Raw genomic sequence first — 22,613 nt, forward strand, 5'->3', positions numbered from 1 at the left:
GGCCCGGCGGCGAGGGGGCCCCCGGACCCGTCTCGTCTCGCGCCTCTTCGCCTTGCCTGGGAGCAGGGCCGTCGCGGGCCCTCAGCGGCCGTCAGTGGCCCTCGTGCCCCCTGAACGGCACAGGGCCCGAACCGTGGCGGTTCGGGCCCTGTGCTCGGCGTACGGGGGGTCAGGAGCGCTTGAAGCCCTGGGCGGCCTCCGAGACCTCGGCCTCGCGGACCACCGAGGAACCGCCCTTCGCGGCCTTGTCCGGCTTGATGATGACGCTCTCCAGGGACGAGGGCGCGTTCGGGTCCGTGAAGTTGTGGACGCCGAAGCCCGCGTCCCAGTCCTTGATGGTCAGGAGCGCCTTGTCGACGCCCTCGCGCGTGAGGTCCTTGCTCTCGCAGGCCCGCTTGAGCGCCTCTCCCATGGTCGTGGCGGCGGTCCAGCCCGCCACGACGCCGTTGTCCAGGGCGTCCTTCGGGTACGCGGCCGCGTAATCACCGGCCAGCTTGCTCGGCCCCTCCGCGTCGTCGCCGATGGGCAGCGAAGGCGTCGACACGAAGTACATCGCCTCCAGCGCGGGCGCCGCCTGAGTGGCGAGCAGCTGCGGGGCGTACGCGGAGTTGTTGCCGATGATCGGCACCTTCATGCCACCGGCCGCCGCGACGCCGACGAGCGAGGCCGCCTGGCGCGGGCCCGCGCTGATCACGATGGCCTTGACGCCGGCCTTCTTGAGCGCGGCGACCTGCGCGGTCATGTCGTTGTCGGTCGGCTTGATCTTCTGCTCGACGATGGTCAGATCGTTCTGCTCTGCCATGTACTTCGAGCCGGAGAGGGCGTTCTCGCCGTAGTCGCCCTCGAAGTAGACATGACCGATCTTGTCGCCCTTCTTGAGGCCCTTCTCCTTCATCAGGAAGTCGATCGCGTTGATCGTCTCGATGTCGTACGTGGAGCCGAGGACGCGCACGTACGGGGAGCCGAGCAGCGAGGCCGACCAGGCCTGCGGAAGCACCAGGGGCTTGTCCGCGTCGATGCGCTGCTTGACGGACGCGACGAAGGGCGAACCGATGAACTGGGCGAAGCCGAGCACCTCCGGTTCCAGCTCCGTGTAGCCCGCGACGGCCTTCTGCGGGTCGTAGCCGTGGTCGCGAACCGTCAGTTCCAGTTTGCGACCACAAATGCCGCCGGCGTCATTGGTCTGCTTCACATAGAGCTGCTGCGCCTGGGTGACGCTCTTGCCTAGCGTGGCGTACACACCGGTCATATCGGTCAGAGCGCCGAGCTTGATCGTCTTGTCGGTGACTCCCACACCGGTCTTCACACCCCCGGCGCCCGCCTTGCCGTCGTCCTTGTCCTTCGCCTTGGAGCTGCAACCGGCAGCTCCCGCGATGGCCAGGACCGCGGCGATCGCCGCCGCCGTGGCCTTCCTCCTGTGTGCACGCGCTGTTGTCATCGGTCGTTCCCTTCAGAGCCGGAGGGTTCCCCTGGAGTTGCTTTCGAACGCCGGGCGGCGAGGCGGACAAGTCCGCCCGGCAGGAAGAGGACGACGGCCACGAGGGCCGCGCCGTAGAGGTACTTCGCGGCCTCGCCCGGGCTGACTCCGCCGGTGCCGGCGTCGTTGACCAGGGGCAGCGAGTCGCTGTAGCGGGTGAGGATCTGGGGCAGCAAGGACACGAAGACCGCGCCGACGACGGCACCGGAGACCGAACCGAGGCCGCCGATCACGATCATGGCGAGATATTCGAGCGAGAGGACCATGCCGAAGTACTCAGGCACGGTGCGCTGGAAGACCATGGCGAGCAGGACGCCCGCCAGGCCCGCGTACATGGACGACAGGACGAAGACCGCGGCCCGGTAGCGGGCGACGGGCACCCCCATCACGCCGGCCGCGATCTGGTGGTCGCGGATGGCGTTCATGGCGCGTCCGGGACGGCCGCGCAGCACTCCGCGGGCGAACAGACCGCCGGCGGCGAGCAGCACGAGCCCCAGGTACCAGAGCTTCTCCGAGACCCCGAACGGCACGCCGGCGACAAGCAGTTCGCTGTCGTCGAAGTGCAGACCGAAGAGGTTGAGCGACGGTACGTCACGGCCGTTGAAGCCACCGGTCAGGTCGTGCGCGTTGAAGAGCACGTGCTGGCCGATGAAGATCAGCGCGAGCGTGGCGATACCGAGGTACGCCCCGCGCAGCCGGCCCGCGATGGGGCTGAAGACGCCGCCCGCGACACCCGCGAGTCCGACCGCGAGGATCATCGCGATCCCGGTCGGCAGACCGAGCCCTGTGAGACCGTCGTCGCCGTTCCCGGCAAAGGCGCAGTAGCCGTACGCGCCCACGGCGAGGAAGAAGGCGTGGCCCATGGAGAGCTGGCCCGTGGCGCCGGTCAGCAGGTTGAGCCCGATCGCGCCGATCGCCGCGGCCATCGCGAACAGACCCGCCTGCAGCCAGAACCGCTCCAGGTAGAACGGCAGCACGAGCAGCAGGACGCAGCCGGCGATCCACACGTACACCCGTGGGCCGGGCAGTTTCCGCTTGGGGGCCACCGGCACCTCGGGGGCCGGCTTGGTGAGGACGTCAGACACGGGCGAGCTCCTTCGTACCGAACAGGCCTGCGGGGCGGACGAGGAGGATCGCGACCATGACGAGATAGGGCGCGAGTTCGCCAAGTCCCCGTCCCAGGAAGGTGAGATCGCTCTGGTAGCCGGTCGCGAGCGACTCGGTGACACCGACGATCAGTCCGCCGACCAGGGCGCCCGTGGTGGAGTCGAGGCCGCCGAGGATCGCCGCGGGGAAGGCCTTCAGGGCGGCGAGCGAGGTGGCGCGTTCAAGACCGGGCGTCGGGAACACGGTGAGGAACAGCGCGGCCACGGCGGCGAGTCCGCCCGCCACCGCCCAGGCGCCGAGCGAGACCCGGCCGAGGCGGATGCCCATCAGGGCGGCGGTCTCCGCGTTCTCTGCGGCGGCACGCATCGCCACGCCCCACGAGGTGTAGCGGAACGCGAGCAGAAACGCCGTGATCAGCAGCCCGGCCGCCAGGAACGCGGCGATCCGGGTGTGCGCGATCGTCACCGGGCCGATCTCCAGGAGCGAATCGCCCCAGGGGTCGCCCACGGCGAGCACATCGGTGCCGATGCGGCGGGTCAGATCGGTGACGAGCAGGATGTCGACACCGATCGTGGCGATCGCGAGGACGCTGTGGTCCTTGCCCCGGTAGCGCCGCATCACCAGGAACTCGATCGCGGCGCCCACCAGGGCCGCGCCCGCGATGCCGACGATCAGGGCCGGCCAGAACCCGATGTCCTCGTGGAGTACGGCGGTCACATAGCCGCCCGCCAGCAGCAGCGAGGCGTGCGCGAAGTTGACCACCTCGGTGGCTTTGAAGATGACCACGAAGCCCAGCGCGATCAGGGCGTACACGGAGCCCATCGAGACGCCGTTGAGCAGGAGTTCTATGAAGGTGGTCATGACGCGGTCTCCTCGCTCTGGCCGAGGTAGGCGCGTACCACTGCCGGATCGTTCTGTACATCGGCGGGCGTGCCGTCGGCTATGCGCTTGCCGAAGTCGAGGACGGTCACCGAGTCGGCGAGCCGCATGACCATGCCCATGTCGTGCTCCACGAGGACGATCGAGATACCGAGGCTGTCGCGTACACCCGCGATCACCCCCGCCGTGCGCCGCCGCTCGTCGGCGGTCATACCGGCCACCGGCTCGTCGAGCAGCAGCAGTCGGGGCTCCATGCACAGCGCGCGGGCGAGCTCGGCGAGCTTCTGCAGGCCGTACGGCAAAGAGCCCGCGGGCTTGGCGAGGTGTTCCTCGATACCGACGAACGCGGCGATCTCCCGCACCCGTTCGCGGTGCCGCGCCTCTTCGCGTACGGCGGACCGCAGCCGCAGACCTGAGGCCACGAAGCCGGTACGGGTGAGGCGGTGGCGGCCGAGCAGCAGCGAGTCCGCGACCGTGGCGAGCGGGGGAAGGGCCAGGTTCTGGAAGGTGCGGGCGATACCCAACGCGGCGATACGGTGCGGAGGTTCACCGGCCAGTTCCCGCTCGCCGAAGCGGACGCTGCCGGACGTGGCCCGGTACACGCCCGACAGGACGTTGAAGCAGGTGGATTTGCCGGCGCCGTTGGGCCCGATGACCGCGTGCACGGTGCCGGGCGCCACGGTGAAGTCGACCGCGTCGAGTGCGGTGAGGCCCGCGAACTTGACGGTCAGGGCGCGTACTTCGAGTGCGGGAACCGCGGGGGCGCTCATCGGACGTCCTCCCAGCGCGCGAGGACCGGATGCTTGGCGGCCGCCTGCGAGGCGTCGGCCGCGGCGTCCTCGTCGACGACGCCGAGATAGCGGCGGCGCACCTCGTCCGATGCGGCGAGCTCGTCCGCGTTGCCGGAGAGGGTGACTTCGCCGACCTCGAGGACGTACGCGGTCTTCGCCAGCTTGAGCGCCAGCGCGGCGTTCTGTTCGACCAACAGGACCGAAACCCCTTGGGAGTTGATCTCTCGGATGGTGTCGGCGATCCGGGTCGCCATCATCGGCGCGAGGCCGAGCGAGGGCTCGTCGAGCAGCAGCAGTTTCGGCTCGGCCATCAGCGCGCGGCCGACCGCGAGCATCTGCTGCTCGCCACCGGAGAGCAGGCCGGCGCGCTGGTGGGCGCGTTCGGCGAGCACCGGGAACAGTTCGTGGACCCGGCGCAGCGCGGCGGACTTCATCCCGCGGTCGCCGCGGGAACCGAGTGCGCCGGCGCGCAGATTGTCCTCGACGGTCATCCGCGCGAACACCTGCCGCCCTTCCGGGACTTGGCAGATCCCCTGGGCGACGATCCGGTCCGCTCCTTGCGCATGTACGGGCTTTCCGTCGAACTGCACCGTCCCGGTGGCGGAGCCGCCGTGGAAGGCGAGAGTGCGGGAGATGGCGCGCAGCAGCGTCGACTTCCCTGCGCCGTTGCCGCCGAGCACGGTGACGACACCGCCCTCGGGTACGTCGAGCGAGACCGAGCGCAGGGCACGCACGGGTCCGTAGGACGCCGACAGGTCGCGCACGGTAAGTGCGGCACCTTGCATGGCTCCCCTTTCAGAGGCGGGCCCGTCCAGGGCAACACGGTTTGGGGTCGGCACAGAATCAGCACCGACCAGCCGGTATGTCTACGGGTCAGTAATGAAACGTTGCCCATGACCAGGCGAGGCGCCCGGCCGTTGTGCTGCAGCACAAGACCCCGTGTCAGGGGCCTATCCGCCCGGGGATCCAGGTGGCATCCTCGGCGCTCATGGCAGCTCGAGGACCTCGCACCAAGCAGGAGTGGAAGGTACTGGCCGAGACCTGTGAAGCGCTTCTGACGCGCCTTCCGGACCTGGTCGACGGGCATCTTCGGCTGCTCGGCGCACACTCCCCCACCTACGAACACGTCATCCCCTACGACCAGCACTGGCAGCAGGCCGAGACGGCCATGCGGATCGGGATCGAGGCGCTCTGCGCACCCAAGCACTCGCCGCGGCGGGACCTGGAGTACGCCGAGTCGATGGGCCGGCGCAGCGCCCAGCAAGGGCTGCCGCTGAACCTCCTGGTGCATGCGTACCGCCAGGCGGGCCGGCTGGTCTGGGACGAGCTGCTCGCCGAGGCCCAGCGAGGGCATCCGGAACGGCTGCCCGTCCTGATGCAGTCGGCCTCGATGGTCTGGTCGGCGGTCAACGACCAGGAGGACACGCTCTCGGAGGCCTACCGCGCCACGGAGCTCGAGCTGCGCCGCCGTACCGACGAGCGATTGCAGGCGCTCCTCGACGCGCTGCTCGACGGCCAGGACGCGCCCGAGCTCACCTCGCGCGCGGCGGCCGGCCTCGATCTTCCCGAGCAGGGCCGGTACGCGGTGGTCGTCCTGCCGCTCGACCGGCGCGACGGCAGCGAGCCGTTGCACCGGCTGATCCGGGCGACGGGTGTCCGCTTCGTCTGGCGGATGCGGGCGGACTGCGAGCTGGGGGTCGCGGCGCTGGACACCTCGGTAGGACTCGACGCGCTGTCCGGACTGCTCGAGGCGGGGTGCACCGGACCCGGCGGGATCTCGCCCGTGGTCGGCGGGCTCGCGGAGCTTGGGCGGGCGCGGCGGCTTGCCGAGCTGGCGCTGCGTACCTGTCCGCCCGATTCGACGGCGATCGTCCGGCTGGACCGGCGGGTGCCGACGGCCCTGGTGGTGGGGCAGCCGGAGTTGGCGGGGCGTCTGGTGAAGGACGTCTTCGGCCCGCTGCTGTCACTGGATCCCGCGGACCGTGCCGTGCTCCTGGAGACGCTGAACGCGTGGCTCGACTGCGAGGGGTCGGCGGGGCGGGCGGCCGGGCGGCTGTACTGCCACCGCAATACGGTCTTCAACCGGTTGCGGCGGCTCGAGCAGTTGACCGGGCGGGATCTGTCGCGGCCGCGGGATCTCACGGAGATGACGTTGGCGTTGGATGCGCATCGGTTGGCGGTGGGGTGAGAGGTCTTTTTCGGGGAGGGTGCGGTCGGTCCGTTAGGGCGGGGCGGCGGTCCGCTTCCCGAAACCGGGGGCTTCGCCCCCGGATCCCTGCATCCGAACTTCGTTCGGATCTCCTCCAACGCCGGAGGAGCTGAGAGATCCGCTCAAACGCCGGAAGGGTGGCCGTTCTCCAGTTCCGCCGGGCCCCGGCCCTGCTCCACCGCCATCAGCGCCGCGCGCACACGGCGGGCCAAAGCGGGGTGCAGGTAGGTGTCGAGGTCCGGGGCGGGGGTCAGGTGCCAGGAGTCGAGTTCCTCGGTCTGGAGGGCGATCGTCTCGAAGGTCTCCTCGGGATGGACGCCGCCGTCGTAGAGGTACGCGGCGATCGGCGGCCGGTCCGGTCCCTGGGCCCAGTCCACGGCGAGGAGCGCGCCCGGGGTGACGTCGAGCCCGATCTCCTCGAGCGTCTCGCGGCGGGCCGCCTGCCGCGGGGTCTCCCCCTGGTCCGACTCGATCGTGCCGCCCGGAAGCGCCCATCCCTCGCGGTAGTTGGGCTCGACGAGCAGCACCCGGCCCCGCTCGTCGCGCAGCAGCATCGCCGCGCCCGCGAGGATCTTCGGGAGGCCGGCGATGTACGTGGCAAAGTCAGCTGTCGTCACCCCGGCACTGTAACCACCGTCGCCGCCATGGGCGCCAGGGTCATTTCTCCGCCCCGTACAGCTGGTGCACCGCCCTGCCGCCCTCGCCGAGCGGCACGCTGATGTGCTCGAGCACGTCCTCGAGCACATCGATGTCGCCGGTCCTGATCAGCGGTTCGGGATGGGGTGCGGCGGCGGCCGGGGCGGTCAGGGAAAGGGCCGACAGCACGGCGGCCGCCACTGCCTGCGTACGTCTCATGTCGTCAGTCCTCGTCCTGGCTGCGGGACCTCACGGCCCGGCGCAGCCGGTGGTGGCGGGTCGGCGACTGTTCGGTGATCGCGTCCCCGACCATCGCCTTGACCGCGTCGCGCATACCGCGCAGCGCGTGGTGGCGGGGCGGTCCCGCACCCGGGTCCTCGCGGAGCTCCTTGAGCAGGGCCCAGCACAGCGCGAGCATCACGATGACGAAGGGCAGGGCGACGAGGATGGTCGCGCTCTGCAGGGAGTTGAGGCCGCCCGCGACCAGGAGCACGGCAGCGACCGCCGCCATCAGCACACCCCAGACGACCACGAGCCAGGTCTTGGGGTGCAGGGCCCCGCGGCTGGTGAGCGAACCCATCACCAGGGAGGCCGAGTCGGCGCTGGTGACGAAGTACGTCATCACGAGGATCATCGCGATCCACGAGGTGACGGTGCCGATCGGCAGCGCGTCGAGCATGGCGAACAGCGCGGCCTCAGGGCCGTCGGAGATCTTCCCCGCCATGTCGGCCTCGCCGGTGGCGTCGAGCCGGATGCCCGTACCGCCCATGACGCAGAACCACACGACGGTCGCCGCACTCGGCACGAGCAGAACGCCGACGAGGAACTCACGGATCGTACGGCCGCGGGAGATCCGGGCGATGAAGGTGCCGACGAAGGGCGCCCAGGACATCCACCACGCCCAGTAGAAGATCGTCCAGCTGCCCAGCCAGGAGCTGTCGGTGAAGGCTCCGGTGCGGGTGGCCATGGGGATCAGGTTGATCAGGTAGTTGCCGACGCTCGCGGGGATCGCGTCCAGGATGTAGACGGTCGGGCCGATGACGAAGATGAAGGTCATCAGGCAGGCGGCGAGCACGATGTTGAGCGTCGAGAGCCATTTGACGCCCTTGTGCAGACCCGAGAACGCGGAGCCGACGAAGGCCGCGCCGAGCGCCACGATGATGATCACTTCGAGTGTCGTGGAGTCCTCGACGCCCGTGGTCAGGTTGAGGCCCTTGGCCACCTGGAGGGCGCCGACGCCGAGGCTTGTCGCGGTACCGAAGACGGTGGCGAAGACCGCGAGCAGATCGATCAGGCGGCCCGGCCAGCCTGCCGCGCGCCGCGCGCCGATCAGCGGGACGAAGACCGAGCTGAGGCGGTTGCCGCGGCCCTTGCGGAAGCCCGCGTAGGCGAGGGCGAGGCCGGCGATGCCGTAGATCGCCCAGGGGGTGAGCGTCCAGTGGAAGAACGAGTACTGCAGCGCCGTACCGGCCGCGCCGTCCGTGCGCGGCTCGACACCGGCCGCCGCCGGCGGAGGGCTGAGGTAGTGCTGGAGCGGTTCGCCGACCCCGTAGAACATCAGGCCGATGCCCATGCCGGCGCTGAACATCATCGCGATCCACGCGAGGTTGGTGAACTCGGGCTCGGAGTCGTCCCGGCCGAGGCGGATCTGGCCGAAGCGGCTGACGGCGATCACGACGCACAGCACCAGGAAGATGTCCGCGGAGATCACGAACAGCCAGGCGAAGTTGTCCAGGACCCAGGCAAGCGCGGTCGACGAGGCGCTGTCGAAGGAGTTCTTGCCGATCGCGGCCCAGGCCACGACTGCGACGACGACCGCGACTCCGATGCCGACGACCGTGAGGTCGGGCGCACGCTCTTCCGCGGGGCCGCCGGGCTCGGCGGGATCCGTGCGTCCGGGCGGGCCCGGCGGGTCTGTGGGGCCGTTCTGATCGATCGTTTCCGTGCTCATGGCGCCCCACTATGGTCGGAAATAGTGGTGTTTTTCGCCTGGGCGCGCCGTCTCGCGGTACGGGTGGCCATGGGCAGGGGCCCCTCCCTCCGGTTAAGGTCGGGGCGGCGCGACTGCCTTGACGCGAGCAAGGCCCGAAAGCAAGGGGAACCAAGGTGGCGGACGCTGCAGAGACGGCTCACTCGGCGGCTCACTCGTCGACGGAGAGTCGGGTGCTGATAGCCGCGGACAAGTTCAAGGGTTCGCTCACGGCCGTGCAGGTCGCCGAGCGGGTCACGGCCGGGCTGCGCCGTGTGCTGCCGGACCTCGAGGTCGAGGCGCTGCCCGTCGCGGACGGCGGCGACGGCACGGTGGCGGCGGCGGTCGCGGGCGGCTTCGAGCGCCGTGAGGTCGAGGTCACGGGCCCGCTGGGCACCCCGGTCACGGCCGCCTATGCGCTACGGGGCGACACCGCCGTGGTCGAGATGGCCGAGGCCTCCGGCCTCCAGCTGCTCCCCGAGGGCGTCTTCGCCCCGCTCACGTCGACCACGTACGGCTCCGGCGAGCTGCTGCTCGCGGCGCTGGACGCGGGCGCGCGCACGATCGTCTTCGGTGTCGGCGGCAGCGCCACGACCGACGGCGGCGCGGGCATGCTGGCCGCGCTGGGCGCGACGTTCCTGGACGGCTCGGGTGAGCCGGTGGCCGCGGGCGGCGGTCCGCTGCGCGATCTGGCCTCCGCCGACCTGTCGGGCATCGACCCGCGCTTCGCCGAGGTGGACCTGGTCCTGGCGAGCGACGTCGACAACCCGCTGACAGGACCGAAGGGCGCGCCGGCGGTCTACGGCCCGCAGAAGGGCGCGACGCCGGAGGACGTCGAGGCCCTCGACGCCGCGCTCGCGCAGTTCGCGCAGGTCCTGGAGAAGGCCATCGGCCCGAAGGCCGCCGAGCTCGCCGCCTCCCCGGGCGCGGGCGCCGCGGGCGGTATCGGCTACGGCGCGCTCGTCGCGCTCGGTGCGCGGTTCCGTCCCGGGATCGAGGTCATGCTCGACGTGCTCGGCTTCGCGCCCGCGCTGTCGCGCGCGACGCTGGTGATCACGGGTGAGGGCTCGCTCGACGAGCAGACCCTGCACGGCAAGGCCCCGGCGGGCGTCGCCGCGGCGGCCCGTGCGGCCGGTGTCGAGGTCGTCGCCGTGTGCGGCCGGCTCGCGCTGCCGCCGGAGGCCCTGGGCAGGGCCGGCATCCGGCGGGCGTACCCGCTGACGTCGGTCGAGCCGGATGTGGCCAAGTGCATCGCCGAGGCGGGCCCGATCCTGGAGCGGGTGGCCGAGCAGATCGCGCGGGATTTCCTGAGCTGAGCAGACAGCGGGCGGCTCCGCTGAACCGCGCACGTGCGGCTCTGCGGAGCTGAGCCGCGCACGTACGGTTCCCCGAGCTGAGCCGCGCACGTACGGCTCCCCGAGCTGAGCCGCTCACGTGCGGCTCCCTGAGCCGCACACCGGCCGGGGCGGGGCCTTCCGGGGCCCCGCCACCGGTCAGGCCGCTGCGGCCCGCGCACCTCGTCTGCTGAGCGTGTACCCCACGGCCACGGTGAGTGCGGCCGCCACCCCGGCGAGCGGCACCCCGGCGGATCCGGCAAGGGTGCACAGGAGGATGGCCAGCGCGCCGGCGGGCAGGGTGAGCTGCTGGACGGTCGTGCGCTTGAAGTGGCGCGCGTGCAGCAGCCATACGACGAGGAAGAACAGCGCCGCGGGCACGGTCACGGCCGCCGTGGCCGCACGTTCGGAGATGTGCGCCTCGCCGACCGTCTGCTCGACGGCCAGCTCGACGCCCGCACCGATCGCGGCGGCCGCGGCGAAGACCAGGAAGTGGCCGTACCCCCACACGAAGCCCTGCCGGTTGGAGGCGAGGTGCTCGTGGATGGGCACCGCGAAGTAGATCCACCACGCGCAGAACACGATGAGCAGCCCACCGGCGGCCAGTGGAACCAGCCCGTCGAGGCTGCCGTGTCCGTCGCCGTCGACGGCCTGCTGTACGGCGATGGTCGCCCCCGCGATCGTCTCACCGAGGACGATCAGCGTGAACAGACCGTAGCGCTCGGCGATGTGGTGCGGATGCCAGTGCGTGGCCCAGTCACGTTCCGCCACCACGGGTACGGCGAGTTCGGCCAGCATGAGTGCCACGAACACATAGCCGCGGAGCGCGTCGGGCACGAACAGCATGCCGATCCAGCCGAGTTGGGTCAGCACCAGGCCGGCCGCATACCGCCGGGCGACCCGGCGCTCGGCCGGATCGGCACTGCCGTGGGCGGCGCGCAGCCACTGGAAGGTCAGGGCCAGCCGCATCACCACGTAGCCGATGACCGCGAGGCTGAAGTCGCCGTCGTCGAAGGCGCGCGGGACTCCGGCCGCCAGGATCAGGACGCCGGTGATCTGGACGAGGGTCACGACGCGGTACAGGGCGTCGTCCGTGTCGTAGGCCGAGGCGAACCAGGTGAAGTTCATCCAGGCCCACCCGTGAGCTAACGGTGCACCACCGCCTCTGACCTGCGGAAATGTGCCGTACAGGCAATCCACCCGCTCTAGGACTTCGCAGAGGCGGACCACCTGCGGCGGATGGATGATCAATGGAACGGGATGACCTCCCCACCCTCAGAGCGCTGGGCTTTGAGGACGAAGAGCTTCGCGCCCTGGGGCTCTGGGACGTACCGACGGACGAGCCGGCAAGCCAGGCTGATGCGTACATCAGGCGCAGCAAGAAGAGCGACGACGTCGCGACACTGCGGGCGCATATCCGGGACACCTGCCGGACGGCTGCCGCTGAGGAAAAGAAGATCCGGCATGTCTGGTTCGAGCAGCGCTCAGCGAGCAAGGCGCACGTCCGGCGAGAAGAGTTCGAGAAGGCGATTTCCGCTGTTCTCGACGGACTGAGCAAGACGCTCTACGTCTGGAAGACCGACAGGCTTTCGCGCCGGGGCATGGGTCAAGTGGGCCTCTTGCTTGACGAATTCGACGAGAGGTCTGCGCGACTGGTCAGCGTGACGGAAGGACTGGACTCTTCCAGAGGTTCCCGCATGGTCTTCGCCATCCTCAGCGAGCGAGCACGCGAAGAGTCGAAGGACATTGCCCTTCGCACGAAGACGGGCGGAGACGCACACAAAGCGGAAGGCCGTTGGCCTGGGGGTGTTGTGCCCTACGGCCTGCGCTGCCCCAAGGGAGCGGGGAAGCTCGAACACGACCCGAAGGAGTATCCGACTGCGCGCCGGATTGCTGAATGGCTACTAGAAGGCGTGACCCCCGCCGTAATCGCGGACAAGCTGAACGCTGAGGGCGTTAAGACGCGCAAGGGCAAGAAGTGGCGCGCGCAGACAATCATTCACCTTGCCCAGTCCCCGAGTTGGGCCGGCCTCATCCCGGACCGTGAGCGCGCCAAGGATGAGTTCGGCGCTCCGCTGGACAAATGGCACCGTGGCGGAACACCCCTCATGGGAGCGGACGGGCACCCCATCCAGGCAGGACAGGGCGTCATCACCTTCGCTGAGCGGGTCAAGATTCTCGCGTTCTTCGCGGCCCGTTCTCGCCCTGGAACCAGCATCGGAGACCGAAGGCGCGGCAAGCGCAAGGCAGCAACCATCCTCACGGGGGTATTGCGCTGCCCGCACTGCAAGGGGCCCATGGGTAACGGCGGGCGCAACTACCGCTGCCTAGCCCGCATCAATCAGGGACCGTCAGTGTGCGTCGGTATCGCCACCTTGCGTGAGCGCGCGGACGAAGCACTCACAACCATGTGGATCAATCACATCCTGAGTCTGTCGCCGGAGTCTCCGACGATTCAGGCCATCGCCCGACGCTGGCTGACCTATCAGGACCCTGCCAAGGAATCCCGCAAGCGGGCTGTAGCGGCAGCTCTGGACAGCGCGGCAGCACGAGAACTGCGGCTGCAAAAGGAGTTCTTCATCGCGGGAGGCATGGACGAGTCGCTTTACGAGACGCTTCGCGCCGAACTAGCGGCCCAAATCAGCGCACTCAAAGCCGAGTTGGCGGACCTGTCACAAGAGGCGGACCTTTCCCCGCTGATGGACCCCCATGCGCTGGCCGGCCTTTGGGAGGTAGCCGGACTTGAGGGGCAACGCGCCCTTCTGCAAGCCGCGCTGAAGCGCGTCACTCTCCTGCCGCCCAAGTATCGCGGGGACAAGACGCCGATCACGGACCGGCTTGAACCCGACTGGCACGACGACAGTGCGAATCCAGCGGTAGACGCGGCATGGGATGCATGGGAAGCGCGCCGCACTCAAGCGATGCGCTGAAGCTCAGAATCAATCGCGTCGACCAGGCCACGACTTGGCGGAAGAGACCTGGTCGACGCCCCACAATGGGAAGGCCCATCATGACACGCGAGCAGTGGGACGCCGAAGAGGCAGCGTGGTACCGAGAGATTGAGTTCTTGAGCGTCCAGCGTCGACTCCACGCTCTGTACGCCGCTCAGACGGCCGGAGACGACACCACGCTGACCCGGCAGAAGATCGACCGGCTCGAACGGCTGACACAGGCGCTGTGTGGCTCTCCTGAGCAACTGGGCGCATAGCCCCCAGCGTCCACCTGAGCCCCGCTTGGCCACGGTCGAGCGGGGCTCTGCTGTGCCCTCAGGCAATCAGCTCACTAGACAAAGGGCGAGAACGCCCACCTGATTTCGTGACCGGGCAGCTTTCCTCTGACTTCAATTCGTCTCGTTTCGTCTCCCCGCCTCTCATCTTCGTCTCATTTCGACTCAAGGGATCACACATGACCGCTGACCTTTTGAACACGCTACGCAATGCCGAAACGCTCGCATGGGATTCCATGGTGACGCCGGACAGCGACAAGGCAACGGCCGTACACCAGGCCATTGCTGCCGCATTGCGCATCGCTGAAACGCAAGCCGCTGGTCCCCACTGTGAAGCGCCTACCTGTGAAAACGCTGTTGAGTACAGCGGACTAGGGCGCCATCGTCGCTTCTGCTCTGACCGTTGCCGCAAGGCGGCGCATAGGGCAAGCCGGCAAGCCTGAGGCGGCAGACCCAGGCCACACAAGGGCGGTTGCTGGTCGGTGCCGGCAGCCGCCTTTGGCGTATCAGCGAACGGGCGTGTGTAGGTTGCCAACTGACGCCCCATCAGAAAACCCCCCTCTGACCAGCAAGAATGTAGGAATGTATTTTTGACCCCCATCTCAGTAATCCCATAGAGTTTCTTAAGGGAAACCGAAACCCACCCCCAAACCTACATTCCTACATGGCCTCTCAGGCAATCGACTCACTAGGTTATTACTGAAGGGGCTTTTAGGTTCCCTCAGCGTCCGGGTAGGCGGCAAACCTATCCCCCGGACAACTTCCCAAACTTGCCCCCGGTTAGCTCCGGCCATCTTCACTGCGGGACTTGCCGCCTGCGTAGTGAAGATCCAGCGCTACCGGGGGCTTTCTCGTTTTCGCCTCCCCAGATACCAGTTTTGGTATGTGACTTGGTGTCGATTCTCTCACTATGGAGTTCCCCCATGTCCAAGTATTTGCCTGACATTTCACCTGAGCTTGAGAGCGCGTTCGTCGCGTTCCGCGCTGAGTGCACCAAGCCCGTTTCCATGGCTTACACGACACCCGTCTACGCCATTCGTGCCACGTTCCGCGCTTGGCTCCGCGAAAACGGACTGCCGCTAGGCAAGCCAACTGAGACTCAGCTCAATTGGCTACTTGATGACGCCAACATACCGCTTGAGACGCTGACTTCCCGATTGGGCCCGAAGCTGCTGTATGCCTGCGGCATTCGCCTCACGACCGGGGGCGCAAAATGAGTGAGAGCGCCACTGAAGAGACTTCCGGGATGCCGGCCGACGGGTCGCAGTCCACGGATACATCAGCCGCTGAGCCTGTCGACGGGCAGCTAGGCGAAGCTGGTGAGCGCACGCTAAAGAAGCTGCGCAGCGAAGTGAAAGAGCTGCAAAAGCAGCTAAAGGCTTACGAGAGTGCTAACGCAGGTACGGGCGATCCGGCCAGCGAAAGCAGCGCTCCGTCAGATGGTTCGGGCGATCCGGCCGCTGACGCTGATGTTGGTCAAGTCGCGATGACTGGCAACGACGTCACGCCAAATAAGCGGAGATTCCTGGGCACTGCCGATGGTGGCGCCCTGCGGAGTCCCGGCAACAACCCCACTCGTCAGCTCTCTCGCGCTGATCTAAACGGCATGAGCGCAAAGCAGATTGATGCTGCGCGCCGTAAGGGTCAACTGCGCGACCTGATGAGCGGCCGCAACTAACCATCTGACTAAGGATTTCACAATGGCTGTAACCACTTTCGTGCCCCAGGTTTGGGGTGCGGCAGTTCTCACCGCGCTATCCGAGTCTCTGACTTACGGTTCGGAGCGCTGCACCAACCGCGATTACGACGGGGACGTTTCGGAGTACGGCGGATCGGTCAAGATTACTACCGCCGGAGATGTCACCATCGGCGATTACACGGCCTATGTCCCGTACACCCCCGCGCAGGCGTCCACCACCACGGTTGATCTGCCCATCAATCAGCGGAAGTTCTGGAACTTCATGCTGGACGACGTTGACCGTGCACAGGTGCGCAACGATGGCGACCTAATCGGCAAGCTCAGCGCGCGTGCTGCTCACCAGCTCCGCAACACTGCCGACAAGTACGTTGCCGCGCAGATGGCCGCTGGCGTTGCGGTCGGTAACCAGATTGCAGAACAGACCATTGCGCCCACGGCATTTGTCGACGCGTACGATAAGGTCCTTCTCCCGCTGCGCCAGAAGCTCTCTGATGCCAGCGTGCCAACTGAGGGCCGATTCCTGGTCGTTACTCCCGCGTTCCATAACCTGCTCCTGAAGGATTCCCGCTTCATTGCCGCTGGCGATGGGACTTCCGCCGAGGTTCGCCAGAATGGCTATGTGGGCCGTGCCGCTGGCTTCGACATCTTCGAGACGACTGCCGCTAACGCCCCTGATGGTCCGGGCGCTGGCGCCGGCAAGCTGATTGTTGCTGGCCACCCGTCCGCCACTACCTACGCTGAGCAGATCAGCAAGGTTGAGGCGGTGCGCATGACGGATCGCTTTACCGACCAAATGAGGGGGCTTCACATGTACGGCGCCCTGGTTATCCGGCCAACCGCGCTGGCTACCGCTGATGTGGTGGTGTCGTGAGCGACCTAGCACCGGGCGCAAAGCTTCGCCTTGTCGGATCGGCAGGCGCGCTGTTCGTGGTGGTGGTCGGTGAGGTCTTCCCCGCCGAGTACATCGCTTCACGAATTGAGTCCGGCGAGTGGCAGCACGCACCGAAGCCCCGCAAGCGCGCGAACGGGGCCTGATAGCCAATGGCTGATCTTGCGACGCTTGCCGACATGACAGCGCGCGGGATCACGGTAGAGGCAAACGAAGAGGCGGTAGTTGGGACTTTCCTGGCTACCGCCTCTTCTGCTGTCCGGGAGGGTGCGGGATCAAATATCTCGCAGACCACCGCAACCGTGATCCTTGAGGGCACCCGCGAAACGCGCCTGCGCCTGCCTGGTGCCCCCGTGGCGGCCGTTCACGCTGTCGCCCTGGACGAAGTGCCCGTGACGGATTACAGGCTCTCTAATGGCGCCCTGTGGCGCTTCTGCGGATGGGCCGGCGAACAGGTTGAAGTCACGTATACCTACGGACTTCCGGCCGTTCCCGCTGACATTGTGGACCTTGTGTGCCGGATGGCCGCTCGGGCGCTGGTCGACTTCCGGACCGGCGACCCTACGGCCCGTGATGTACGCAGCCAGCGAATCGGCGATTACTCCGTGACCTATGCCGACACGGAGACTGGCACGCTGACGCTCTCCGATTTCCAGCGAAGGCGCCTCGCTGCTCGCTTTGGAACCTCTGTAGGAGTGGTGAACGTACGGTGAGTGCGGCACGTTTGATGAACACTCAGGTCTCTGTCTGGCGCTTCACGCGGGAGCCTGACGGCATGGGCGGATGGGTCCAGGATTGGGCAGAAGTTGGCAGCACCCGTGCGCGCCTATCTCACCCCTCTGCCGCTGAGCGCGTGCTAGCCGACCAGTCATCGGCCCGACTCAGCCACGTTGCCTATCTCGCTGCCGGCTCGGACGTTCAGCGCGGTGACCGGCTTCACCAAGGCGCACGGGTGTTTAACGTTCTGGCGGTATTCGAGCCGTCAGCACCAGGCACCTACCTGCGCGCTGACTGCGAGCGAATCCAGGTAGCCCATGAGTGAGGCTGTGCGGCTTCGTGTCGGCTTCGGCCACCATCTGTACTACTCCGGGCAGCTCTATCAGTCGGGCGATGAATTCAGCGTGCCCGAGGAACGCGCCGCACAGTGGCTCTGTACAGGGTTGGTTCTGCCCGCTGACGGAGATTGGCGCGGCGCACTCCCCGGGGCCGCTCCTGAGCCGCACAGCAGCGAGGAATACAGCAAGCCGGCCCGTAAGCCAGGCAGGGAACGGAAGCCAGCACGCACGCACAAGGCCGGCACCGTATGCGCTCAGCCTGGCTGCCCTGTATGGGTGCCGAATAGTGGTAAGTGCGCTGCCCATAGGCGGGTTTCGTCCGTCACTGGCAAGCCCTACCAGAGCTCACAGCGCAATGTGCCAGACGGACGCCGGACCAGATGGGCGCGCCTCTCCCGTACCTACCTGCACGCACATGAATCCTGCCAGGGTGAACGCTGCACTGAGGTCAACCCGCTGACTCGTAATCGAGCAACGGAAGTTCACCACCTTGACGGACTTGGCTTGGCCGGTCCGCGCTGGGACGATGAAGCCAATTGGCTCGCGTGCTGCAAGGCATGCCATGCGATTTACACGGGGCGTGATTTCGGATTCGGTCACGGACAGTGACTGTGCTGATTCGGGCATACCCCCCATAGGGGTGGGGAGTACCCCAAAGGGGGGTGGGGCTTCCGGCACGCAGGGGAGGGCTCTGCCTGGTCCGCCTGTTTCAAAAGAGCGGTTCTACACACGCGGAGTGACCATGCCCGCTGAATACCTTCACCTTTGCCAGCGCTGCGACAGGGAGTTGCCCGAGTCTGCGTTCGCGCACTGTGCGCACCGTGGACTTCAGCGCTGGTGCCGGCAGTGCAAGACCGAATACACCCGAGAACGGCGCCGGCAACTGCGTGAGAGCGCGTGACAAGAGCCCTGTACCCGCTGCCTGTCATGGCGGTCGGTACGGGGCTCTTCGCCTTTGGCTCGGGCATCAGTCCCCGAGCTGTCAGGCTTGCCGGCCCCCGCTTCAGGCCAGCGTGTCCGGTAGGCACTCTTGCGCTGTCTCACCAGGAGGACGAATCTCGTGCAATCGGCAGCAATCGCGTCGACATAACGGGAGGGCAACCGTGAAGCTGCGTTTCCTCGGGATCATCCCGAACACGCCTGGCAATGAGTCGCCAACCATCTGGCTGGACGAGGAGACAGGGGATCTACTGATCCAGTCGTACAAGGCCACCGAGGCGGAGGTGAAGGCATGCCAGGAGATCGGCTCAATCCCCGGGCACGGCACCGACGTTCCGGACCACGAAACGATCATTCGCCTGCCCAAGGTCATGCGACAGTTCATCCCCGGACCAGAGAGTGAGGGCAATGCCAGCGAAGCCGCTTGAGCAAGAGTGGGCGGACGTCACCCGCAGCGCTGTCCACCTGGAGATGCGCGATAGCTACATCCGAGACGATCCCGGATTCATCGCATGGCAGGAGGGGCGCACCGCTGAGGCGGCTGCCCGCTACCAGGGATGGACAGAGCTGATGAAGGAGGCAACGGCCCGTGGCGTTGTGGTGCGTCGCGCCCGCATCGTCAGTGAGCCGCTGTCGGACTACACGCGCTTTGAGTACGACGTGACCGACGCTGTGAACCTCGCGGGAGGCGAACAGGTGCGTTGGCTGCCCCGTCGCCAAGCCTCTGACATCGCGCTGCCTGGTAACGACTTCTGGGTGTTCGATGGCGCGTACGGGAAGTTCAACCACTTCACGGGCGAGGGTGCGTCTGCCGGCCCTGAACCCTTCGATGATCCGCGCATCGTGAAACTGTGCGCCGACGCGTTCGAAGCGGTCTGGGAGCGGGCTACCCCGCACGAGGAGTATCGGCCCGTCTGAGCCATGGCAGTTCCATCATCGTCCAGCGTCCAGGCGGCCCGGCAGGCTCTTGCGGATCGTCTTCGTGAGCTTTGCCGGGACGCCGGACTGGACGGCAAAGACCTAGCCGCGCGCTGTGGCTGGCACCCCTCCAAGGTTTCCCGCATCTCGACAGCGAAGACCCAACCGAGCGAAGACGACATCCGGGCCTGGTGCGCTGCCTGCGGCGCAGTGGACCAGACAGGCGACCTGATCGCCTCTCTGCGGGCCGTTGAGGGCATGTGGGTGTCCTGGCATCGGATGGAACGTACGGGCCTGCGACGCGCCCAGGAATCCGTCCTCCCGCTGTACGAGCAAACCCGCTGGTTCCGGGCCTACTCGCCCAACTTCATCCCCGGCCTGATCCAGACTTACGGCTACACAGAAGATGTGTTGCGCGCGGTCCAGCGAAGGCGCGTTGTAGTTGACGACGTAGCCGACGCAGTAGCAGCCCGCATGGACCGTCAACGGGTCCTCTACGAGGGACAGAAGCGCTTCGCGTTCCTGGTCGAAGAGTCCACGCTGAGCAACGCCGTGGGGACCGCTGAGACGCAATGCGAACAGCTTGAACATCTGCTGTCTGTCGGCACGCTTCCCAACGTCAGCGTAGGCATTATCCCTGCCCGCCTTGAGCGGACACGAATGCCGGTTGAAGGCTTCTGGATCTACGACACAGCACAGGTGAATGTCGAGCTTGTCTCTGGCTACCTGACGATCAACCAGCCCAGTGAAGTCAAAGCGTACGCCGATGCGTTCGCGACCCTTGCGGACATGGCCGTCCATGGTGACAAGGCTCGTGCGCTGGTCTCCCGGGTACGTGACTCGCTCGTGTAATCCGCCCGCAATCGCGTGCAATCGGCTGTGAGTCCAGACCCTGAAGTTCCTAGCGTGGTTGTCATCGGACGACGCGAGGGGACAGCCGAGATGCCGACGAGAGAAGAGACCGACGAGTACACGACGTACGCGCCTAGTGGGAACCGTTGCGCAACGTGCGACGGGAAGTTAAAGCCGTTCATTCCTGTGCGACGCTCACAGGTCGAACGACAGTCGGGCCCACCCTTGGTGAAATACCGGCATTTCGAGTGCATCAGCGGGGGCAACGCGTGACGCTCTCCGTTGCCGCGTACAAGAGCACTCGTGCCGAGGCTGAACACCTAGCCACGCAACTTCGCGCCGCGCTGATCTCCGCAGGAATGGCCGCAGAAGACGTACGGCAAATCCGGGCACGGGTTGCCGCTTCGGGGCGCGCCTACGTAGACCTGGGCGCTCTGCGGATCAGTGCTGCGGAGAAGCTACTTCAGGCGCTGCCGCTGACTCCTCCGGCGTACCCGGCGTTGCCTGCCGAACCCTTCGGCTGACCCCCAGATTCCGGACCACTGAGCGACGGCAAGCAAGACGGCTCAGCGGTTCGGCCGGCGACGCTCCCGACCGGGATAAGCCCTGTGCTGCGGCACTCCGCCCCGGTCCGCCTGTTGGCTCAGGTGCCGTTCTCCCTCCGGGAACGGTGAGGGCGTAGCCACTAGCCCCGTCTGTGTGCGGCTCCATGACTCCTGAGCGCACAGGCGGGGCTTCTTCACGTTCATCTGCCCAGGTCAACAGCCGGGCGGTATGGTGTTGTTGCGTTGGTTCACGCCCACCAGATCGCGAAGAACACGGCGAGATAGCCGGTGATCCCTTGCTGCCAGTGGCTCTCGGCGAAGGCATGCACGAGGCGGGAGTTGGCCTGCGCGACGGCGACGACGAAGCAGAGGTCGAACAGCAGCTCCAGCGGGGTCGCTGCACGGTGCGTCTCGTGCCGGCTGCGGGAAATCATGCGGCTCATGCCCCTAGTTCAGCAGAGGCGGGGGTGACTCCTGGTGCAGGCGGCGCCGACAGAGACATACGGGCTCCGCTCCGCCCGGCATCCGTGACCCGCGGGGGCTTCGCCCCCGGTACCCCCGGGTGGCGGGAGTCTCCGCCTCGGGTGCTCCGGTCTCACGGTCACGGGCGGCGCCGGGGAAACCCGCTCTCCCCCGCACGACCGCTGCGCACCCTTCGCGGAGAAACCCGCTCGCCCCCGCACTCACCCCTCCGTACCCTCGCCCCCATGACCAAGCCACTCGTCGCGATCCTCACCGGTGCCGGCGTCTCCACCGACTCCGGGATTCCGGACTACCGCGGGCCCAACGGGCTGTGGCGGCGCGACCCTGAGGCCGAGAAGCTCGTCACGTACGACTACTACGTCGGCGATCCGGAGATCCGGCGCCGCGCCTGGCAGATGCGCCGCAACGGACCCGCGCGGCACGCGGAGCCCAACGCCGCGCACCGCGCGATCGCCGGACTCGAAGAGCGCGGCATCCCCGTGCGGGTGCTGACGCAGAACGTCGACGGGCTGCATCAGCGCGCCGGACTCTCCGCGCGCAAGGTGCTCGAACTGCACGGCACCGCACGGGAAGTGGTGTGCATCGCCTGTCACGACCGGGCGCCGATGGAGGCCGCGCTCGCCCGGGTCGAGGCCGGCGAGGAGGACCCCGCCTGCCGGTCGTGCGGCGGTGTGCTCAAGTCGGCGACCGTGATGTTCGGTGAGCGTCTCGACCCGATGGTGATCGGCGAGGCGATGAGTATCGCGAAGGCGTGCCACCTGTTCTTCGCCGTGGGCAGCAGCCTCCAGGTCCAGCCCGCCGCCTCACTCGCCGGGATCGCAGCCGAGCATGGTGCGCGCCTCGTGATCGTCAACGCCGATCCGACTCCGTACGACGTGCTGGCGGCCGAGGTCGTACGGGAGCCGATCGGTGAGGCGCTGCCGCGTCTGCTCGGCGAACTCACCGGCTAGAAGAGCGCGTTCACCGCCCCCTGCCGCTCGAAGTCGAGCAGCCGCCGCTTGCGCTCGATGCCGCCGCCGTAGCCGGTGAGGCTTCCGTTCGCGCCGACGACGCGGTGGCAGGGGACGATGATGCCGATCGGGTTCTTGCCGTTGGCGAGGCCGACGGCGCGGGAGGCGGCGGGGTTGCCGAGGGCTTCGGCGAGCTCGCCGTAGGAGCGGGTCTCGCCGTACGGGATCTTCAACAGTTCGGCCCATACGGTGCGTTGGAACTCCGTGCCGTCCATGTGGAGCGGCAGGTCGAAGTCCGTGCGGTCGCCCGCGAAGTACGCGGTGAGCTGCTCGACGACCGGCTCGAAGCCGGTGTCGTCGGGCAGCCCGAAGGTCTCCTCGGCCGGGCGGTGGCGCTGGTCGGTCATGTACAGACCGGACAGCACGCCGTCCGTCGCGACCAGGGTGAGCGGGCCGTAGGGGCTGTCGATCACGGTGTGGGTGCGCATCACTGATCTCCTTATGCGGGGAGGAAGTTGATGGGGTGGCTGTCGGTGGCCCAGAGGTGCTGGACCGCGTAGGCGCGCCAGGGCTGCCAGGCCGCGGCGCGTGCGGTCAGCGCGGCCTGGGTCGACGGGAGGCCGAGCCCCTCGGCGGCCTTGCGGACGCCGAGGTC

At 67.5% G+C, this 22,613-nt stretch carries 25 protein-coding genes and 2 pseudogenes; 15 read left to right on the top strand and 12 right to left on the bottom strand.

The window, feature by feature from the left end:
• Positions 1-169 precede the first annotated feature (169 nt).
• From JAO81_RS03380 to JAO81_RS03400, 5 genes are read right to left on the bottom strand one after another with little or no spacing between them, the layout of a single operon-like run.
• Positions 170-1,438, bottom strand: a complete 1,269-nt coding sequence (locus JAO81_RS03380) for an ABC transporter substrate-binding protein (RefSeq protein ID WP_199546212.1) — start codon at positions 1,436-1,438, stop codon at positions 170-172.
• On the bottom strand, positions 1,435-2,562 hold the full coding sequence (locus JAO81_RS03385; RefSeq protein WP_199546213.1) for a branched-chain amino acid ABC transporter permease: 1,128 nt from the start codon (positions 2,560-2,562) through the stop codon (positions 1,435-1,437). Before JAO81_RS03385 ends, JAO81_RS03380 begins: the two co-directional genes overlap by 4 nt.
• Positions 2,555-3,445, bottom strand: a complete 891-nt coding sequence (locus JAO81_RS03390; RefSeq protein ID WP_165331699.1) for a branched-chain amino acid ABC transporter permease — start codon at positions 3,443-3,445, stop codon at positions 2,555-2,557. The genes JAO81_RS03385 and JAO81_RS03390 overlap by 8 nt, the downstream gene beginning before the upstream one ends.
• Entirely contained in the window at positions 3,442-4,233 is a 792-nt protein-coding gene (locus JAO81_RS03395) for an ABC transporter ATP-binding protein (RefSeq protein ID WP_199546214.1), read from the bottom strand. Before JAO81_RS03395 ends, JAO81_RS03390 begins: the two co-directional genes overlap by 4 nt.
• Positions 4,230-5,039 (bottom strand): ABC transporter ATP-binding protein, encoded by an 810-nt coding sequence (locus JAO81_RS03400; protein WP_199546215.1) that lies wholly within the window; start codon positions 5,037-5,039, stop codon positions 4,230-4,232. The genes JAO81_RS03395 and JAO81_RS03400 overlap by 4 nt, the downstream gene beginning before the upstream one ends.
• Before the next feature lie 203 nt (positions 5,040-5,242).
• Between JAO81_RS03400 and JAO81_RS03405 the strand changes: the two genes are divergently transcribed.
• Positions 5,243-6,442 carry a CdaR family transcriptional regulator gene (locus tag JAO81_RS03405; RefSeq protein WP_199546216.1) on the top strand — a complete coding sequence of 400 codons (1,200 nt, stop codon included), beginning with the start codon at positions 5,243-5,245 and terminating at the stop codon, positions 6,440-6,442.
• A 143-nt stretch (positions 6,443-6,585) separates the two neighbouring features.
• Here the strand turns inward: JAO81_RS03405 and JAO81_RS03410 are convergent, their stop codons facing one another.
• Genes JAO81_RS03410 through JAO81_RS03420 form a run of 3 tightly spaced genes read right to left on the bottom strand, consistent with a single transcriptional unit; the run spans position 6,586 to position 9,050 of the window.
• Positions 6,586-7,080 carry an NUDIX hydrolase gene (locus tag JAO81_RS03410; protein ID WP_199546217.1) on the bottom strand — a complete coding sequence of 165 codons (495 nt, stop codon included), beginning with the start codon at positions 7,078-7,080 and terminating at the stop codon, positions 6,586-6,588.
• 40 nt (positions 7,081-7,120) lie between these two features.
• A complete protein-coding gene (locus JAO81_RS03415) occupies positions 7,121-7,318 on the bottom strand; it encodes a hypothetical protein (RefSeq protein ID WP_199546297.1) in 198 nt (65 codons plus the stop codon).
• A gap of 4 nt (positions 7,319-7,322) precedes the next feature.
• Positions 7,323-9,050, bottom strand: coding sequence for a BCCT family transporter (locus JAO81_RS03420; RefSeq protein WP_199546218.1), 1,728 nt, complete (start codon positions 9,048-9,050; stop codon positions 7,323-7,325).
• Positions 9,051-9,205: 155 nt separating this feature from the next.
• On the opposite strand from JAO81_RS03420, the gene JAO81_RS03425 reads away from it, so the two are divergent.
• Positions 9,206-10,384: a glycerate kinase gene (locus JAO81_RS03425; RefSeq protein ID WP_374194250.1), complete on the top strand. Its 1,179-nt coding sequence runs from the start codon at positions 9,206-9,208 to the stop codon at positions 10,382-10,384.
• A gap of 177 nt (positions 10,385-10,561) precedes the next feature.
• Here the strand turns inward: JAO81_RS03425 and JAO81_RS03430 are convergent, their stop codons facing one another.
• Complete coding sequence (locus JAO81_RS03430; protein ID WP_199546220.1) at positions 10,562-11,530, bottom strand: low temperature requirement protein A; 969 nt, start codon at positions 11,528-11,530, stop codon at positions 10,562-10,564.
• 122 nt (positions 11,531-11,652) lie between these two features.
• Here JAO81_RS03430 and JAO81_RS03435 point away from each other — a divergent pair, with 122 nt between their 5' ends.
• From JAO81_RS03435 to JAO81_RS03490, 12 genes are all read left to right on the top strand, one after another.
• A complete protein-coding gene (locus JAO81_RS03435) occupies positions 11,653-13,332 on the top strand; it encodes a recombinase family protein (protein ID WP_199546221.1) in 1,680 nt (559 codons plus the stop codon).
• An 80-nt stretch (positions 13,333-13,412) separates the two neighbouring features.
• Positions 13,413-13,610 carry a hypothetical protein gene (locus JAO81_RS03440; RefSeq protein WP_199546222.1) on the top strand — a complete coding sequence of 66 codons (198 nt, stop codon included), beginning with the start codon at positions 13,413-13,415 and terminating at the stop codon, positions 13,608-13,610.
• Positions 13,611-14,551: 941 nt separating this feature from the next.
• Positions 14,552-14,845, top strand: coding sequence for a hypothetical protein (locus JAO81_RS03445; RefSeq protein WP_199546223.1), 294 nt, complete (start codon positions 14,552-14,554; stop codon positions 14,843-14,845).
• Positions 14,842-15,306, top strand: a complete 465-nt coding sequence (locus JAO81_RS03450) for a hypothetical protein (protein ID WP_199546224.1) — start codon at positions 14,842-14,844, stop codon at positions 15,304-15,306. The genes JAO81_RS03445 and JAO81_RS03450 overlap by 4 nt, the downstream gene beginning before the upstream one ends.
• Before the next feature lie 22 nt (positions 15,307-15,328).
• The gene (locus JAO81_RS03455) at positions 15,329-16,198 is read left to right on the top strand and encodes a N4-gp56 family major capsid protein (protein WP_199546225.1); all 870 of its coding nucleotides are present in this window, start codon (positions 15,329-15,331) and stop codon (positions 16,196-16,198) included.
• A complete protein-coding gene (locus tag JAO81_RS03460; RefSeq protein WP_199546226.1) occupies positions 16,195-16,362 on the top strand; it encodes a hypothetical protein in 168 nt (55 codons plus the stop codon). The genes JAO81_RS03455 and JAO81_RS03460 overlap by 4 nt, the downstream gene beginning before the upstream one ends.
• Positions 16,363-16,368: 6 nt before the next feature.
• Entirely contained in the window at positions 16,369-16,929 is a 561-nt protein-coding gene (locus JAO81_RS03465; RefSeq protein ID WP_199546227.1) for a hypothetical protein, read from the top strand.
• Positions 16,930-16,943: 14 nt separating this feature from the next.
• Complete coding sequence (locus tag JAO81_RS43905; RefSeq protein WP_374194252.1) at positions 16,944-17,258, top strand: head-tail adaptor protein; 315 nt, start codon at positions 16,944-16,946, stop codon at positions 17,256-17,258.
• A 1,116-nt stretch (positions 17,259-18,374) separates the two neighbouring features.
• Positions 18,375-18,638, top strand: coding sequence for a hypothetical protein (locus JAO81_RS03475; protein WP_199546229.1), 264 nt, complete (start codon positions 18,375-18,377; stop codon positions 18,636-18,638).
• A complete protein-coding gene (locus JAO81_RS03480) occupies positions 18,619-19,128 on the top strand; it encodes a DUF6879 family protein (RefSeq protein WP_199546230.1) in 510 nt (169 codons plus the stop codon). Before JAO81_RS03475 ends, JAO81_RS03480 begins: the two co-directional genes overlap by 20 nt.
• Positions 19,129-19,131: 3 nt before the next feature.
• Entirely contained in the window at positions 19,132-19,980 is an 849-nt protein-coding gene (locus JAO81_RS03485) for a helix-turn-helix transcriptional regulator (RefSeq protein WP_199546231.1), read from the top strand.
• Positions 19,981-20,249: 269 nt separating this feature from the next.
• On the top strand, positions 20,250-20,504 hold the full coding sequence (locus JAO81_RS03490) for a hypothetical protein (protein ID WP_199546232.1): 255 nt from the start codon (positions 20,250-20,252) through the stop codon (positions 20,502-20,504).
• Positions 20,505-20,776: 272 nt separating this feature from the next.
• Here the strand turns inward: JAO81_RS03490 and JAO81_RS03495 are convergent.
• Positions 20,777-20,968 (bottom strand): annotated as a pseudogene (locus JAO81_RS03495) (low temperature requirement protein A); the annotation flags it as partial.
• Positions 20,969-21,232: 264 nt separating this feature from the next.
• Between JAO81_RS03495 and JAO81_RS03500 the strand changes: the two are divergent.
• The gene (locus JAO81_RS03500; RefSeq protein WP_199546234.1) at positions 21,233-21,958 is read left to right on the top strand and encodes a Sir2 family NAD-dependent protein deacetylase; all 726 of its coding nucleotides are present in this window, start codon (positions 21,233-21,235) and stop codon (positions 21,956-21,958) included.
• Here the strand turns inward: JAO81_RS03500 and JAO81_RS03505 are convergent.
• Both JAO81_RS03505 and JAO81_RS42160 read right to left on the bottom strand, forming a co-directional pair.
• The gene (locus JAO81_RS03505; RefSeq protein ID WP_199546235.1) at positions 21,955-22,446 is read right to left on the bottom strand and encodes a methylated-DNA--[protein]-cysteine S-methyltransferase; all 492 of its coding nucleotides are present in this window, start codon (positions 22,444-22,446) and stop codon (positions 21,955-21,957) included. The genes JAO81_RS03500 and JAO81_RS03505 overlap by 4 nt on opposite strands.
• Before the next feature lie 11 nt (positions 22,447-22,457).
• Positions 22,458-22,613 (bottom strand): annotated as a pseudogene (locus JAO81_RS42160) (DNA-3-methyladenine glycosylase); the annotation flags it as partial.

The organism is Streptomyces sp. N35 (genome assembly GCF_016464295.1).
Classification (GTDB): Bacteria; Actinomycetota; Actinomycetes; order Streptomycetales; family Streptomycetaceae; genus Streptomyces.